Genomic DNA, 15884 nt, shown 5'->3' with positions numbered 1-15884 from the left:
GGACCGGTCCGGCGGCCGACCGGCGGCGAGGTGGACCCATGAGCACGGGCACAGACACGTCAGATGTTCGACCCCCACAGGAGTTGCGGTGACTGAGCGCATCACGTCCGTAGAAACCATCGACGTCCGGTTCCCCACGTCCCGTCACCGCGACGGGTCAGACGCGATGAACCCCTTCCCGGACTACTCCGCCGCCTACATCCTGCTGCGCACCAGCGCGGGAGCCGAGGGCCACGGCCTGGTCTTCACGGTGGGCCGGGGTACCGAGATCCAGGTCGCGGCGGTGCAGTCGTTGGCCGCCATGGTGGTCGGCCAACCGGTCGACGAACTGGTCGCCGACCCCGGGGCCCTGGCCCGCCGGCTCGTCGGCGACAGCCAGATCCGCTGGCTCGGGCCCGAGAAGGGGGTCGTGCACATGGCCGCCGGCGGCCTGGTCAACGCGGTGTGGGACCTGGCCGCCCGGCGGGCCGGCAAGCCGTTGTGGAAGCTGCTGGCCGACCTCACCCCGGAGCAGCTGGTGGCCCAGGTCGACTTCCGCTACCTGCGCGACGCCCTCACCGAGCAGGAGGCGTTGGCGCTGCTGCGGACCGCGGCCGACGGGCGGGCCGACCGTGAACGGATCCTGGTCACCGAGGGCTATCCCGCGTACACCACCACGCCGGGCTGGCTGGGCTACGACGACGAGAAGCTGGCCCGGCTCTGCAAGGAGGCGGTCGAGGCGGGATACCAGCTGATCAAGCTCAAGGTCGGGGGGAACCTGGCCGACGACGTACGGCGGATGGGCATCGCCCGCGAGGCCGTCGGTCCGGACATCAGGATCGCCGTCGACGCCAACCAGATCTGGGGCGTACCGGAGGCGATCGCCTGGATGCGCGAGCTGGCCCGGTTCGACCCGTACTGGATCGAGGAGCCGACCTCACCGGACGACGTGCTCGGGCACGCCGCGGTGCGCAAGGCGCTGGCCCCCGTCAAGGTGGCCACCGGCGAGCACGTGCACAACGCGGTGATGTTCAAGCAGCTGTTGCAGGCCGACGCCGTCGACGTGGTGCAGATCGACGCCTGCCGGGTGGCCGGGGTCAACGAGAACCTGGCGATCCTGCTGCTCGCCGCCAAGTTCGGGGTGCCGGTCTGCCCGCACGCCGGTGGGGTGGGGCTCTGCGAACTGGTGCAGCACCTGGCGATGTTCGACTTCGTCGCCCTCAGCGGCAGCACCGACGACCGGGCCATCGAGTACGTCGACCACCTGCACGAGCACTTCACCGACCCGGTACGGATCAGCGGCGGACGCTATCTGGCACCGCAGGCGCCGGGCATGAGCGCGGAGATCGTGCCCGCCGCGTTGTCCGACTACCGCTACCCCGACGGCCCGGAGTGGGCGGCGGGCACGACGGGAGCAGCCACGGCATGATCATCGACGCTCATCACCACCTGTGGCGGCCGGAGCGCGGCTACACCTGGCTCGACGAGCCGGGGCTGGACGTCATCCGGCGACCGTTCACCCCGGCGGACCTCACCGCCGAGCTGACCGCGACCGGAGTGGACGCCACAGTGCTGGTGGAGGGTGGACGCTGCCACCCCGACGAGGCGGCCGAGTTCCTCGGCTACGCCGCCGACACCGAGTCGATCGTCGGGGTGGTGGCCTGGATCGACGTGGCCGCGGGCGACGTCTGCGAGAGCATCGCCGGATACCGCCGGCTGCGCGGCGGCGAGTACCTGGTGGGGCTGCGTTCGCAGGTGCAGGGGGAGGCCGACCCCGACTACCTCGACCGGCCCGAGGTGCGTCGCGGACTCGCCGAGATCGCCGCCGCCGGGTTGGTGTTCGACCTGGTGATCCGGGTCGACCAACTGCCGGCGGCGGCCCGGGTGGCCCGGGCGCTGCCACAACTCCGCCTCGTCCTCGACCACCTGGGCAAGCCCCGGATCGACGAGGGCGCGGCGGGGTTGCGCCGCTGGCGCGCTCCGTTGGCCGAGCTGGCGGCCAGCCCCAACGTGGTCGCCAAGCTCTCCGGCATGGTCACCGAGGCGCGGCCGGACTGGTCGCCGGGGGACCTGCGTCCGTTCGTCGAGGTGGCGATCGAGGAGTTCGGTCCGGAACGTCTGATGTTTGGTTCGGACTGGCCGGTATGTCTGCTCAGGTCCGACTATCCGGGCGTGCGGCGGGCGCTGGAGGCGGTGCTGCCGCCGCTGTCCGGGGCGCAGCGGCAGGACATCTTCGCCGGCACCGCGGTGCGTACCTACGAACTGGCCGGGCGGGTGGCGCACCTCGTCCCGGCCGTGCCGCCGGCATGACCGTGCGCCTAGGCGTCCTCCGCCGCCTTGGCGGCCAGCACGGTACGCAGCCACGCCTCCGAGGTGTTGACGTGCATCAGCGCGCTGGCCTGAGCGAGCAGTTGGTCGCGCGAGCGCAGCGCGAGGTAGATCGCGTGGTGCTCGTCGATCGTCTTGTGCGCCGCGTTGCCCTCGATCAGGCCGCGCCACACCCGGGCCCGCAGGGTCTGGCTGGACAGCCCGTCCAGCAACGAGGTGAGGGTCTCGTTGCCGGTCGTCGCGATGACCCGGTGGTGGAAGGCGGCGTCGAACTGAATCAGCTTCTCGGCGTCGTCGGCGGCTGCCCGCATGTCCTCGAGGATCTGGGCCAGCTCGTCGAGTTCGGCCTGGGTCATCCGCAACGCCGCCAGGCCGGTCGCCACCGGCTCCAACATCCGCCGGACCTCCATCACCTCCAGCAGGGTGTCGTCGCGCAGCAGCTCCACCGCGACGCCGAGCCCCTCCAGCAGCAGCCGGGGCGCGAGGCTGGTGACGTACGTCCCGTCGCCGCGGCGCACGTCGAGCACCCGGGCCGACTCCAGCACCTTCACCGCCTCCCGGACCCCGCTGCGCGACAGCCCCATCTGGGCGGCCAGTTGCGGTTCCGGCGGCAGCCTCGTGCCGGGCGGCAACTCGCCGGTCTGGATCATGCTCCGGATCTTCGCGATCGCGTCGTCGGTCAGTGCCACGCGGGCCCCCTTCGCGCTGGACACCCATGCGCCGTCGGCATGGAGTCGACCCCGACGACGTGGCTCGCCATCGGCAACGCCACCCACTATATAGACATCCGATGTTTGTCGCCGTCGCGGTCGGACCGGCGATTCGGTCCCGGCGTATGGCCATGCCCGCCGGCCCGATCCCGGCGAATGGCACACCCCGGCGGCACACCTGCGCGGAAAGGCGTGTGATCCCAATGCAGTACCGTCCACTGGGCCGCACCGGCCGTACCGTGTCGATGCTCGGCTACGGCGCCTCGCCGCTGGGCGGAGTCTTCGGCCCGGTCGACGAACAGGCCGGTGTACGCGCCGTGCGTACCGCACTCGACCTGGGCGTGAACATCATCGACGTGTCTCCGTACTACGGCGACACCGTCGCCGAGACGGTGCTCGGCCGGGCCCTGCGCGGGGTCGACCGGGACAGCTACCTGCTGGCCACCAAGGTCGGCCGGTACGGCGAGGCGTCGTTCGACTTCTCCGCGGCCCGGGTCACCGCGAGCGTCGAGGAGAGCCTGGCCCGGCTCGGCACCGACCACCTCGATCTCATCCAGTGCCACGACATCGAGTTCGGTGACCTGGACCAGGTCATTGACGAGACGCTGCCCGCCCTGGCCGGGCTGCGCGACGCGGGCAAGGTCCGTCACCTCGGCATCACCGGCTACCCACTCGAAGCCCTCACCCGGGTCGCGGCGGCGACACCGGTGGACACCGTCCTGTCCTACTGCCGCTACACCCTGCTGGACCGGGCGCTGGCCGCCGCCGCACCCGAGTTCGCCGAGCGGGGCGTCGGGGTGATGAACGCGTCGCCGCTGGCCATGGGGTTGCTGTCGCACCGCGGTGCGCCGGCCTGGCATCCGGCCCCGCCGGAGGTCCGGGCCGCCGCGTCCGCCGCGGCCGCGCTCTGTGCCGAGCGGGGCATCGACATCGCCCAGGTCGCGCTGCGGTTCGCGGTCGAACCGGCGCAGTTCGCCACCACCTTCGTGGGTTCGGCGAGCCCGGAGAACATGGCCCGCAACGTGCGCTGGGCGCTCACCCCGGCCGACGCCGAACTGCTCGCGGACCTGGAGAAGCTGCTGGCGCCGGTGCGCGACCGGGCCTGGCCCAGCGGACGCCCGGAGAACAACATCCCCGCGGGAAGGAACTGACGTGCGACGGTACGGCTGCGTGATCCGCCTCCGCCCGGAGCATCGGGACACCTACCTGCGGCTGCACGCGGAGGTCTGGCCCGGCGTGGAGCAGACCATCCGCGACTCGAACATCCGTAACTACACCATCTTCCTCCACGGCGACCTGCTGTTCGGCTACTACGAGTACGTCGGCGACGACCACGAGGCCGATCAGCGCAAGATGGCCGCCGACCCGCAGACCCAGGCGTGGTGGAAGCTGACCGACCCCTGCCAGGAGTCCCTCGCCGAGCCCGGCTCGGGACACTGGTGGGCCCCGATGCAAGAGATCTGGCACCTGACCGAGGAGACGGCGTGAACCGCAGCGCACAGTACGTCGGCGACGGCACCTTCGTCGTCGAAGCCACCGAGCCGGTGCCGCCCGGCCCCGGCGAGGTACGCCTCGACGTCGCGTACACCGGCATCTGCGGCACCGACCTGCACATCGCGCACGGCGCGATGGACCACCGCGTCCGCGTCCCGGCGGTGATCGGGCACGAGATGTCGGGTCGCATCGCCGAGATCGGTGCCGGGGTGACCGGTCACCGGGTGGGCGACCCGGTGACGGTCATGCCGCTGGACTGGTGCGGCGAGTGCCCGGCCTGCCGCGCCGGACACACCCACATCTGTCACCGGCTCAACTTCATCGGCATCGACTCACCGGGGGCGATGCAGCGCTCGTGGACGGTGCCGGCCCGGATCCTGGTGCCCCTGCCGGAGCAGATGTCGCTGGCGCACGGCGCGTTGGTCGAGCCGACCGCGGTGGCCGTGCACGACGTGCGGCGTTCCCGGTTGACCGCCGGTGAGCACGCCGTCGTCATCGGCGCCGGGCCGGTCGGCCTGCTCATCGGTGTGGTCGCCCAGGCCACCGGCGCCACGGTGACGGTGCTCGAACTCGACCCCGGGCGCCGTGCGCTCGCCGCCGACCTGGGCCTGTCCACGGTGGACCCGGCCGACGTGGACGTCGCCGGCTACGTGCAGGACCACACCGGTGGCGCCGGCGCCGACGTGGTGTTCGAGGTGTCCGGCTCGGCGGGCGGGGTGCGGACCGCGACCGACCTGCTCGCGGTACGCGGTCGGCTGGTCATCGTGGCGATCCACCCCAAGCCCCGGGAGGTGGACCTGCACCGGGTCTTCTGGCGCGAGCTGGAGATGATCGGCGTGCGGGTCTACCAGCACGACGACTACGCCGAGGCGGTCCGTCTGGTCCACGAGGGGCAGGTTCCCGCCGACCGGCTGATCTCCCGCATCGTGCCGTTGGCGGAGGTGGCGCAGGCCTTCGAGGCCCTCGCGGCCGGCGGTGACGTGAAGGTGCTCATCGACTGTGGAGGAGACGCGTGAACCCGTTCGACCTGTCCGGCCGGCTGGCCGTGGTGACCGGCTGCCGGCGTGGCATCGGCCTGGCCATGGCGGAGGCGCTGGCGGCGGCCGGCGCCGACGTGATCGGCGTGAGCGCGTCGCTGGAGGCCAGCGGGAGTGCCGTCGCCGAACGGGTGGCGGCGCACGGGCGTACGTTCGTGCCGTACCAGGCCGACCTGTCCGACCGGCAGGTCGTCCGCGAGCTCGCCGGCTGGCTCGGTGAGCGGGACCGGCCGGTCGACATCCTGGTCAACAACGCCGGCACGATCCGTCGGGCGCCGGCTGCCGAGCACGGCGACGAGGACTGGGACCACGTGCTGGAGGTCGACCTGTCCGCGCCGTTCGTGCTCGCGCGCGAGCTGGGCCGGGACATGATCCGGCGGGGCAGCGGCAAGATCATCTTCACCGCGTCGATGTTGAGCTTCCAGGGTGGCGTGACGGTGCCCGGGTACGCCGCGGCGAAGTCCGGCATCGCCGGTCTGACCCGGGCGTTGGCCAACGAGTGGGCGCCGCACGGGGTCAACGTCAACGCGATCGCCCCCGGCTACATCAGCACCGACAACACCCAGGCCCTTCGGGAGCAGCCGGAACGCAACCGGTCGATCCTGGAGCGGATCCCGGCCGGTCGGTGGGGCCGCCCCGAGGACATCGCCGGTGCCACCGTGTTCCTCGCCTCCGACGCCGCCGCCTACGTGCACGGCACCGTCATCCCGGTCGACGGCGGTTGGCTGGCGCGCTGAGCCGACGGTCCGGGCGGACCCGGCGAGTGAACGTGAACAATGCCTAACCGGCTTCGAGAGGATGCCGCTGAGAAGGTGACACTTATTCCCAATGACTCTAATCTATCTCTTGTAATGTTATCGCTAACCCGATATCTTTCGGGATGGGAGTGATGGGCGCCTCCGGCATCCAGCGGATCCGCTGAGGACACTTCCGTATTCCTCGACGCCGGACGCCGTCGGTCCGCGGGGCAACCGCCACCGCGGGCCACGGCCGGTGCCGAGTGGCAGCAACATCGGTCGCGCACCTCCGGGACACCGGGCTGCGGTCGACCCTGCCGTCACCGCGTCATCTCGCCGGCCCACGCCGTACCGCGCCGTGCCCACCGGCCGGTACGACCGCGCGCCCGCGGAGGAAGGGAGGAAGACCCACCTCTCGCTGAGCTGTCCGACCACGTGCACGCCGCGTCCCACCGTCCCCTCGCCGGCCCCGGCCGCCGACCGACGCGAGCCATCCGCTCGGACCGCTCCGCAAACGGCGGGCCACACCCCGCCGCCACCACCACCGACGGTGCACCGCACCGTCCACGCGTCGATCCCGACGCGGAAGGAGATCCACATGCGCCTGCGATCGTTCCCGCACCCGACCGAGTCGAGAGGAGCCGCGTGATGCCGCGACGCAGAGGCTTCCTCGCACCGCTCGCCCTCGGAGCCACCGCACTGGCCCTGACCATGGTCGCCACGACCCTGGCCGGTAACCCCGGCACCGCCGGCACGGCCGCCCAGGCCGGCACCGTCGCCGTCGCCGACGTCGGCACCCTCGCCGCGACCGCCGGCTGCGGTCGGGCACCAGGGCTGGGCAGTGGTACGCACACCATCCAGAGCGGCGGCAAGAGCCGCAGCTACATCCTGCGGGTGCCCGACAACTACCAGCAGAACAACCCCTACCGGTTGATCTTCGGATTCCACTGGTGGGGTGGCACCGCCACCGACGTGGCCACCGGACAGACCGTGCAACGCGACGTCTGGTCCTACTACGGGCTGCAGCGGCTGGCGAACAACAGCGCCATCTTCGTGGCGCCGCAGGGCATCAGCAACGGCTGGGCCAACGCCGGCGGCGAGGACGTCACCTTCGTCGACGACATGATCCGTCAGATCGAACAGGCCCTCTGCGTCGAGACGACGCAGCGCTTCGCCGTCGGCTTCAGCTACGGCGGCGCGATGAGCTACGCACTCGCCTGTGCCCGGCCCACCGTGTTCCGCGCGGTCGCCGTCTACGGCGCACCCCGCGAGCTGAGCGGATGCAGCGGCGGCACCCAGCCGATCGCCTACTTCGGTGCGCACGGCATCAGCGACAACATCGCCACCGGTCGGGCCCTGCGCGACCGGTTCGTCCGCAACAACGGCTGCACCGCCCAGAACCCGCCGGAGCCGGCCCAGGGCAGCCTCACGCACCGCACCACCACCTACTCCGGCTGCCGGTCCGGCTACCCGGTGACCTGGGCCGCCTTCGACGGCGGGCACATCGCCGCCCCGCAGGACGGCGCTCCCGGTGACAGCGGCTCGCGTACCTGGCTGCCCGGCGAGACCTGGAACTTCTTCACCCAGTTCGGCGGCAGCACCCCGCCGCCCGGCAACGGCGGTATCCCCACCGGCTGGGCCCGCATCACCAACGTCGCCACCGGCCTCGGGCTGGACAGCGGCGGAACCGTACCCACCCAGTCGATGCTCAAGCAGTGGACCTACAACGGGAACACCAACCTGCACTGGCAACTGGTGGACTCCGGCGGTGGCTTCTACCGGCTGGTCAACCGGACCAACGGCATGGTGGCCGACAGCTGGGGTGACGCCAGCAACGGCGCCACCGCCGTACAGGCGCCGTGGAACGGTCACGTCAACCAGCAGTGGCGGCTGAACAGCCTGGGCAACGACCGCTACCAGATCATCAACCGGGGCACCGGCACCGCGTTGGACAGCGGTGGTGACAGCACCGTCGGCTCCCGCGTCAAGTTGTGGGCGCCCGACGGCAGCGCCAACCTGCAGTGGAGCATCGCCGCGATCTGATCGAGGCGACCGGCGGCGCGGGCATCGCCCGCGCCGCCGCGGCCACTCCGGTCCTCCGCACCCGGGCACGGAGAACGGGGGCGGATCCCGAACGTGGGATCCGCCCCCGGCTCATCCTCGGTGTGCGTGCGCCGCGCTCAGGCGCCGATCGCGATGGCGAAGACGTGCATCGTCGGCACGCCCGCCGCCGGCCGGGCGCTGATGTTGGGCAGCTCGACCCGGGCCACCGCCTTGTTCTGCAGCGCCACGCCGACGTAGTAGACGCAGGCCGGCGTCGTCACCCGCTGGTTGCCGGGCCGGTTCTGGTACTGCATCACCACCGCCGCCGTGCCGCCGGAGTGCGGCCCGCCGTACCAGTCGGGGGTGCTGAGCGTGAACGACTGCCGCGTCCCGTCGGCGTACACCACCGTGCCGGTGCCCGACACGGCGCCGTACGTGCCGGTGGCCAGGAAACCGAGCGTACGGCCGGTGCCGGTCACGCTGATCGACTGTCCCGAGGCGATGGCGTTGTCGGCACCGCCCGGTGCCACGTTGGGCCAGCGGAAGTTCACCCCGTTGCGGCTGACGGTGGCTCCCGGAGTGACCCCGGCCTGCGCCAGCGCCTGCGCGGAGAGGGTGGCCCCGTTGCCGTCGAAGTTGCCGGCACCGGTGTTGGTGTCGTTGGTGGTGCTGACGTTGGTGAAGCTCTGCTCCAACGTCGGCGTGGTGCCGCCGCCGGAGGGCGTGACCCGGTAGGTGCGACCGGCCTGCACGGTGACCTCGACGAGGTCGGTCGCCAGCCGGGTGGTGCGCGGCACCGAGCCGTCGGCGACGTCGACCACGCTGTGGTTACCGGTGAACAGCCGGCTACGCAGCCGGACGGTGCCGGCCCGGTCCGGCCGGACCAGGATCTCGGTGGCCTGACCGCTGCTCCAGGCCACCCCGACGGTGTACCCGCCCCGCGCCCGCAACCCGCTCACCTGGCCGGTCGGCCAGGCCGCCGGCAGGGCGGGCAGCAGGTGCAGCTCCCCGGCGTGGCTCTGCAGCAGCATCTCGGCGACGCCGGCGGTGGCGCCGAAGTTGCCGTCGATCTGGAACGGGGGGTGCAGGTCGAACATGTTGGGGGCGAGGCGGGCGGGGGTGGCCAGGAAGCGGATCAGGTCGTGCGCCCGGTTGCCCTCCTCCATCCGCGCCCAGAAGTTGATCTTCCAGGCGAGGGACCAGCCGGTGCCGTCGTCGCCGCGGATCTCCAGGGTCCGGCGGGCCGCCTCGAACAGTTGTGGCGTACCGCGCCTGGTGATCTGGTTGCTGGGCGCCAGGCCGTACAGGTGCGAGATGTGCCGGTGGGTGCGCTCGGTCTCGGTCCAGTCGTAGAGCCACTCCATGATGTTGCCCCGCGAACCGATACGGTTCGGCGCCAGGCGGTCCCGGGTGGCGCGGACCTGGGCCCGGAAGGTGCTGTCCACATTGAGGATCTCGCTGGCCCGGGCGCACCCGTCGAACAGGTCCCGCAGGATCTGGTTGTCCATGGTCGGCCCGGCGCAGACACTGGCGTCGGCGTGGTGGCCGATCTCCGGCGAGTTCGACGGGTTGGTCACCAGGTAGCCGAGCGTCGGTTCGGTGACCAACGTGTCGAGGAAGAACTGGGCGGCACCCTTCATCGCCGGGTAGTTGGCGCGCAGGAACTCGACGTCGCCGGTGAACAGGTAGTGATCCCAGATCAGCGTGGCCAGCCAGGCGCCACCGGTCTGCCACATGCCCCAGAAGGCCCCGTCGACCACCGAGGTGGCCCGCCAGGCGTCGGTGTTGTGGTGGGTGACCCAGCCGCCGGCGCCGTACTGCACCTGGGCGGTACGCGCCCCGCTGACCGCGAGATCCCTGATCATGTCGAAGACCGGGGCGTGGCACTCGGACAGGTTGGTGGTGTTGGCCGGCCAGTAGTTCATCGGCAGGTTGGCGTTGATGGTGTACTTCGAGTCCCAGGCCGGGGTCAGCGAGTCGTTCCAGATGCCCTGGAGGTTGGCCGGTTGGGTGCCGGGTCGGGACGAGGAGATCAGCAGGTACCGGCCGAACTGGAACAGCAGCGCGGAGAACTGCGGGTCGTTGACGTTGTTGTGCTGCGAGATGCGTACGTCGGTGGGCTGGTCGGCGGCGGCCGTGCGGCCGAGGTCGAGGTTCACCCGACCGAACAGCGCCTGGTAGTCCGAGACGTGCCGGGCGCGCAGCTGGTCGTAGGCGACGCCCCGGGCGGCCGTCAGGTGGCGGCGGGCGATGCCCTGGTAGTCGCCGCCGACGTTGCGGTAGTTCACGTAGCTGGAGCCGATCGAGATCAGCAGGGTGACGCTGTTGGCGTTGGTGACCCGCAGGGTGCCCGCGGAACTGGTGACGCTGCCACCGCTGACGACCGCGCTGGCCAGCGCCAGGAAGCGGACCGCGCCGGTGACGCCCTCCTGGTTGCCGGAGACCCCGTCGAGGCCGATCGTGCTGCCGTCGGGGCTGGAGACGGTGGTCCGCTGCGGACTGTCGAAGGTGGCGGTGAAGCTGATCGAACCCGTCCGGTCCGCGGTGAGCCGCATCGCGATGACCTGGTCGGGTGCGCTGGCGAAGACCTCCCGCTGGTAACGCACGCCGTTCAGCACGTAGCTGACGCTGGTGATGGCGGTGGTGAGGTCCAACTGGCGGTTGTACTGCGACGCGGTGCCCGAGGGGAAGGTGAGCCGCAGGTTGCCGACGGTCTGGTACGCCAGCTGCCCGACCGGGTTGCCGAGCATGTTCTGGTTGATCAGGTTTTGTGCCTGGGTCCACTGGTTGGCGAAGACCAGCCGCCGGATCTCCGGCAGCGCCGCCAGACCTCTGGTGTTGCTCGGGTCGTGCGGTCCGCCGGCCCAGACCGTGTCCTCGTTGAGCTGCAGGCGTTCGGCATCGACGTTGCCGAACACCATGGCGCCGAGGCGTCCGTTGCCGATCGGCAACGCCCGCAGCCAGTCGGTACCGGCGGACCGGTCGTACCAGAGTGCCAGGTCGTTGGCGGCCAGCACCTGTGGTGGCGCCACCGAGTCGGCTCGGGCCATGGCGGTCCAGGGAACCGGCAACAGCGCACCGCCGGCGCCGGCTGCTCCCATCTTGAGCGCCTGCCGTCGCGTCACGTCTGACATCGATCCTCCAAACGGTGGCCGTTCCCGGCCACCCGAAGAACTGTGCGGGGCAGATGTCGGGGTGGGGAGCGTCGTGGCTGCACCGGTTGCCGCGCGGGGGTGGGGCGCCCGTCGACCCCGTCTCGGAACATGGGGTGGTGAAGCGGGTGGCGACGGTGGCGCGCTGGGGTCCAGGAAGGCCGCGTGGCAGCCCCTCGAACGCTCAGACATCTGATGTGTTGCGCGAAGGTTACTCCGGCGTGACGGAATAGGCAATGGTTGATTCAAGCCCTCGTCGGGCTCGCCTGAGGTTGATGCCGGAGGTGGGCGTCGCGGGCTGACCGGCGCTCAGTGCGAGGGCGCCGTCGGCGACGACGGGTGGTGCCGGCCAACCGGCGGTCGCGGCGGAGCGGCGCCCAGGTCAGGCCCGCAGATACATCGGATGTATCACGATCAGTGTCGGCGGCGACGAGCCCGGGGCTGCCGGACGGTGTCCGGGCCGGCCTCGTGCAGGTCGACGACGTTGCGCGGGGAACTGCCCGTGCGCCGAGCCTCCGGTCCGCCAGTGGCGGCCGAGCCGCGCCGGCCGCCGGCCGGGTCGGTGGGAGCCGCGTCGCGGCGACTGCTCCGGCCGGTGCCGGTGGGCGGCTCGTGGCGCGCCGTGGCCGGGCCGGCGGTGGACGGCTCGCGTCGGGTGTCGGCCGGATCCGTGGTCGGGGCGGCCCCCCGCTGGTGCGCGAGCCGGTGCAGGGCGGCTTCGCGGTTGGCCGCAGGCTCGGCCGCGGCCAGCCCGCGGGCGTACGGGACGACCGACTCGGGGAAGCGGTAGCGGTCGCCACGCTCGATGAGCAGTTGGGCGCTCCGGAGGGCGTTCAGGCCCTCACGGGCGCGGACCAGGGTGAGATTCCCCAGCGCGGCGGCCGCGGCGGCATCGAAGTCCGGGCCGGGATGCAGACCGAGATACCGCAGCAGCCGCTGCCGGCTGGCGGGCAGGTCGCGATAGGACAGGTCGAAGGTGGCGGCCGCCGCCAGTTCCTGCCCGGCCAGCCCGGGAAACCGGTGAACCGCCCGGTCGAGGTCCGCGGTGAGCGCGGCGACCGACTGGTCGGGACGACGACGCAGGTGGGCGGCGGCGAGGTTGATCGCCAGCGGTAGGCCGGCGCAGAACGCCACGAGCCGCTCGGTGGTGGCGTGATCGAGGTCGGCGCGCGGTCCCAGTTGGGCGACGAGCAGTCCGCGGGCCTGGTCCGGGGTGAGAGGATGCGGGGAGGTGCCGGCGGTCGACACGGTGCTGGCCGTCAGTGTCCAGCGACCGGAAACCGGCGGCGGGCCGGAGATGCGGCGACCCGGGCGGGTGGGGTCCGGTGACATAACCGCATGGCAGCACCTCGAATCGGATGAGACATCTGATGTGTTGCGGGAAGGTTACTCCGGCGGGTCGGGGTAGGCAATGGCAGATCGGCATCGATGTCCGCCTTGGGGGGATACCCGGCATCAATACATCTGACGTGTCTCTTCGTGGGGATCGTGGGGCGTTCCGTGGGGCCGTCCGGACCGCCGGACCGCCCCACGGAACCACCGGTGAGAGTCAGGCGATGAACTTGAAGTAGGAGCGGTACTGGAATCCGTTGTCGAGGGTCAGGACGAACTCGCGGCAGGCGCCGGCCCAGGCGGGGTCGGTCTTCCAGACGTAGTTGTACTGACCGTTGCCGCTGACGGACATCGTCGAGTTGCCCGGGTTGACTGCGGCGACGGGTGTCGGGCGCGGGGTGATCGGGCCGTCCGGGTTGACGGTGCGTAGGGTGTCGCAGTCGACGAGTCGGGAGTAGGGGGAGTTGCTGGCGAGGATGTCGAGGCCGCGGTTGGTGCCGAGGTTGAACTTCATGGGTGCGGCGTCACCGGCGGGCAGGGTGTTCAGTTCGGGTTGTGCGTTGCGGTCGGTGAAGTCGCTGCGGCAGGAGGGGTGGGTGTCGAAGGCTTCGGTGTTGTCGTCGCGGTTGGTGGTGCCCTGTACGGCGCTGTAGCCGAGGCCGCGGCGGGCGAAGGAGGCCCACAGGGTGCAGGAGTTGTCGCCGCCGGTCAGTGCGGCGTCGGCGGCGATGATGGCGTTGCGGCCGACCACGAAGCCGGGGCCGCAGCCCTGCATCTTGAGCCCGTCCATGACCAGTTGCATGGCGAGGTTGTTGCCGCCGGTGTCCCACGCCTCGTACACGTTGGGGTTCAGACCGTGCTTGTCGATCAGGTCCCAGGTCATGTCCCACAGCACCGCGGCCCAGCCGTGGCCGATGCCGTGTGGTGCGGCCAGTGAGGTGCCGTTGAGCCAGCCGCCGGTCTTGATGCTGTCGTAGGTGAACGGCTGGATCTCCATGTTGCGCGAGTACGGCCGCGGCCGGATGCCCGCGCCGCTGCGGTCGTCCTGGAAGAGGGCGTACGGGCCCATGCCGCGCACCCCGTCGGCCGTGTCGAACGCCGGGTCGAGCAGCATGGTGAGCGCGAAGTAGTCGCTCCAGCCCTCACCCATCTGCTCGTTGCCGCTCAGGCAGTTGACGCCCGGGCCACCGGTGAGCCGGTTGGAGATGCCGTGACCGTACTCGTGGATGACGATTCCCGCGTCGAAGTCGCCGTCGCGGATGCCCGGGTGGCTCGGGTGCTTGCGTACCGAGCCGGTGACCTGCCCGTCGGTGATGGCGGCCTTGATCGTGTTGCCGTCTGCCTGGGTCACCGCGACCGCCGGGATGGCGACCGGAGTGGTGGTCATCGCGCCGGTCAGTACCGGCGCCGCGCCGGCCGCGTTGTGCGCGACCACCACGGCCCTGGCACCGAGGGACTGGGCCACCTGGGCCCGGAGCAGATACGTGCAGGCGGCCGTACCACCGTCGACCACCGCGATCCAGTTGCCGTCCGGCAGCGTCTGCGGGTACGTGGCCGTGTTGCAGCCGGTACCGCCGTAGACCAGGCCGTGCCCCGGCAGGCCGGCGACCGAGGGGGCCGGGCTGAACCGGGACCAGGTGGCGTCGAAGGAGCCGACGCCGTCGACGACGAGTTGGTTCTGGGCGCCGAACTGGTTGCCCGGCCAGAGGTACATCTGCATTCGGGGGGTGCCGCCGTCGGCGGCGGGGGTGGAGAAGTTGGCGTTGTTCGAGCCGCCGCCGTCGGCGGCTTCGGCCCGGACGTAGTCGCCGCCCACGCCGCCGCGACCGTAGTTGTTCATCTGGAAGTTGCCCGACGCCTCGTCGAACCCGTACAGGTAGGTGACGTCGTGGATGACGTTGTTCCAGTAGAACAGGTTCGCCGTGGCCGCGTCCCGGTAGCTCTGCGCGTGCTCGTTGACGTCCATCGGGAAGTCGAAGCTCAGCCCGGCCCCGCCGTCGGGGCTGCTGCCGAAGTCCGGCTGGTTGTTGTTGTCCTGGTCCATGTACGCGTGGACGTTGTTGCCCTGCGTGGTGGTGAACTCCGGACCCGGCACCCCGTCGGTGTCGTGCCAGCCGTACGGCGACGCGAGCGCGTCCGCCGGGTTGGTGACCACGCTGCGCGGACCGTCGTTCGGGCTCTCGCTCGGATACCCGTAGACGTGGTAACTGGAGCCGTCCTGGACCGGGTCGGGCGTACCGAGGGCGGGGTTGCCGGCGGCCAGCGTACGACCGGAGACATGGCCCAGGGTGTGCGCCATCTCGTCGGTGTCGTGGTGCACGGTCCAGTCGTCGGCGTCGAGCAGGTCGCCGGTCTCGGCGTCCACGGTGGCGTTCCACAGGTGGTCGTCGTCGGCGTCGTCGATGACCAGCTGCCAGGCCAGGCGCAGCCCGTCCTCGGTGGGCTGCCAGCCCAACTTCGCCGGGATCGGCTCCTCGGAGATCCCGCTGTCCGACACCACCGTCTTCTGCGCCGCGCCACCGGCACGGCTGAGCACCTTGGGGCTCTTCGGCGTGGCGAGGTCCAGGCCCTCGGCAGCCGCCGCCACGGCTTCCACGGCACCCAGGTCGGCGTTGCCGGAGGTGCGCTTGGTGAGGTCGGGGACGAGGGTGTCGCCGACGAGGATGACGCTGCCGTCTTTGGCGATGTTGACGGTGGCGGTGGCGCCGAAGACTTCGAGGTTCTGGTGGCGTTGGGCGAGGTTGACGTGGGTGACGCCGTTGTGTCGGCTGGTGTAGCTGGACAGGATGCTGAGGTCGCTGAGGTCGGTGGTGGTGACGCCGTGTGCGGTGGGGTTGCCGCGGAGGTAGCGGATGGCGATGTCTTCGGGGCTGCCGTGGTTGGGTCCGGTGAGGAAGATCGGGTTGGTCTTGGTGGTGGTTTCTTCGGGTGCGGCTGAGGCGGGGTTGGCGGCGATGGTGGTCATGGAGGCGACGAGTGTGGTGGACAACAGCACCACCGCACCGCGGCTGCGGCGTGATCGACGGGGTTGTAGGGGCACCTCTGCTCCTTTTGGGGGTTGAAAGGACAGCA

General features: G+C 71.1%; 11 protein-coding genes. 7 read left to right on the top strand and 4 right to left on the bottom strand.

The annotated features are described in order from the left end of the window. Positions 1-88: 88 nt before the first annotated feature. Together D2L64_RS09840 and D2L64_RS09835 are read left to right on the top strand one after the other, a co-directional pair. Positions 89-1408 (top strand): enolase C-terminal domain-like protein, encoded by a 1320-nt coding sequence (locus tag D2L64_RS09840; RefSeq protein ID WP_119574613.1) that lies wholly within the window; start codon positions 89-91, stop codon positions 1406-1408. Further along, a complete protein-coding gene (locus D2L64_RS09835; RefSeq protein WP_119574793.1) occupies positions 1405-2289 on the top strand; it encodes an amidohydrolase family protein in 885 nt (294 codons plus the stop codon). Before D2L64_RS09840 ends, D2L64_RS09835 begins: the two co-directional genes overlap by 4 nt. Before the next feature lie 8 nt (positions 2290-2297). Here D2L64_RS09835 and D2L64_RS09830 read toward each other — a convergent pair whose 3' ends face one another. Continuing rightward, a complete protein-coding gene (locus D2L64_RS09830; RefSeq protein ID WP_119574611.1) occupies positions 2298-2996 on the bottom strand; it encodes a FadR/GntR family transcriptional regulator in 699 nt (232 codons plus the stop codon). 224 nt (positions 2997-3220) lie between these two features. Between D2L64_RS09830 and D2L64_RS09825 the strand changes: the two genes are divergently transcribed. From D2L64_RS09825 to D2L64_RS09805, 5 genes are all read left to right on the top strand, one after another. Further along, positions 3221-4168, top strand: a complete 948-nt coding sequence (locus tag D2L64_RS09825) for an aldo/keto reductase (RefSeq protein WP_119574609.1) — start codon at positions 3221-3223, stop codon at positions 4166-4168. 1 nt (position 4169) lies between these two features. Continuing rightward, positions 4170-4505, top strand: a complete 336-nt coding sequence (locus tag D2L64_RS09820; RefSeq protein WP_119574607.1) for an L-rhamnose mutarotase — start codon at positions 4170-4172, stop codon at positions 4503-4505. After that, positions 4502-5527, top strand: a complete 1026-nt coding sequence (locus D2L64_RS09815) for a zinc-dependent alcohol dehydrogenase (protein ID WP_119574605.1) — start codon at positions 4502-4504, stop codon at positions 5525-5527. The genes D2L64_RS09820 and D2L64_RS09815 overlap by 4 nt, the downstream gene beginning before the upstream one ends. Next, positions 5524-6285 (top strand): SDR family oxidoreductase, encoded by a 762-nt coding sequence (locus tag D2L64_RS09810; RefSeq protein ID WP_119574603.1) that lies wholly within the window; start codon positions 5524-5526, stop codon positions 6283-6285. Before D2L64_RS09815 ends, D2L64_RS09810 begins: the two co-directional genes overlap by 4 nt. A gap of 648 nt (positions 6286-6933) precedes the next feature. Continuing rightward, positions 6934-8328, top strand: a complete 1395-nt coding sequence (locus D2L64_RS09805) for an RICIN domain-containing protein (protein ID WP_119574601.1) — start codon at positions 6934-6936, stop codon at positions 8326-8328. A gap of 137 nt (positions 8329-8465) precedes the next feature. Here the strand turns inward: D2L64_RS09805 and D2L64_RS09800 are convergent, their stop codons facing one another. The 3 genes from D2L64_RS09800 to D2L64_RS09790 form a co-directional block, all read right to left on the bottom strand. Continuing rightward, positions 8466-11462, bottom strand: a complete 2997-nt coding sequence (locus D2L64_RS09800; RefSeq protein WP_119574599.1) for a glycoside hydrolase family 95 protein — start codon at positions 11460-11462, stop codon at positions 8466-8468. Between the two features lie 432 nt (positions 11463-11894). Continuing rightward, the gene (locus D2L64_RS09795; RefSeq protein WP_119574597.1) at positions 11895-12812 is read right to left on the bottom strand and encodes a hypothetical protein; all 918 of its coding nucleotides are present in this window, start codon (positions 12810-12812) and stop codon (positions 11895-11897) included. Positions 12813-13029: 217 nt separating this feature from the next. After that, on the bottom strand, positions 13030-15852 hold the full coding sequence (locus D2L64_RS09790; protein WP_233558885.1) for a M36 family metallopeptidase: 2823 nt from the start codon (positions 15850-15852) through the stop codon (positions 13030-13032). Positions 15853-15884 lie beyond the last annotated feature (32 nt).

Origin of the sequence: Micromonospora radicis (assembly GCF_003583405.1) — a bacterium.
Classification (GTDB): Bacteria; Actinomycetota; Actinomycetes; order Mycobacteriales; family Micromonosporaceae; genus Micromonospora; species Micromonospora radicis.
Note: the sequence above shows the minus strand (reverse complement) of the source record. Positions and strands in the feature narration are given on the sequence as shown.

Excerpts from the sequence above, each read along its gene's own strand:
- D2L64_RS09835 (WP_119574793.1), top strand. The coding sequence starts at position 1,405 with ATGATCATCGACGCTCATCACCACCTGTGGCGGCCGGAGCGCGGCTAC.
- D2L64_RS09805 (WP_119574601.1), top strand. The coding sequence starts at position 6,934 with ATGCCGCGACGCAGAGGCTTCCTCGCACCGCTCGCCCTCGGAGCCACC.
- D2L64_RS09800 (WP_119574599.1), bottom strand. The coding sequence starts at position 11,462 with ATGTCAGACGTGACGCGACGGCAGGCGCTCAAGATGGGAGCAGCCGGC.
- D2L64_RS09825 (WP_119574609.1), top strand. The coding sequence starts at position 3,221 with ATGCAGTACCGTCCACTGGGCCGCACCGGCCGTACCGTGTCGATGCTC.
- D2L64_RS09795 (WP_119574597.1), bottom strand. The coding sequence starts at position 12,812 with ATGTCACCGGACCCCACCCGCCCGGGTCGCCGCATCTCCGGCCCGCCG.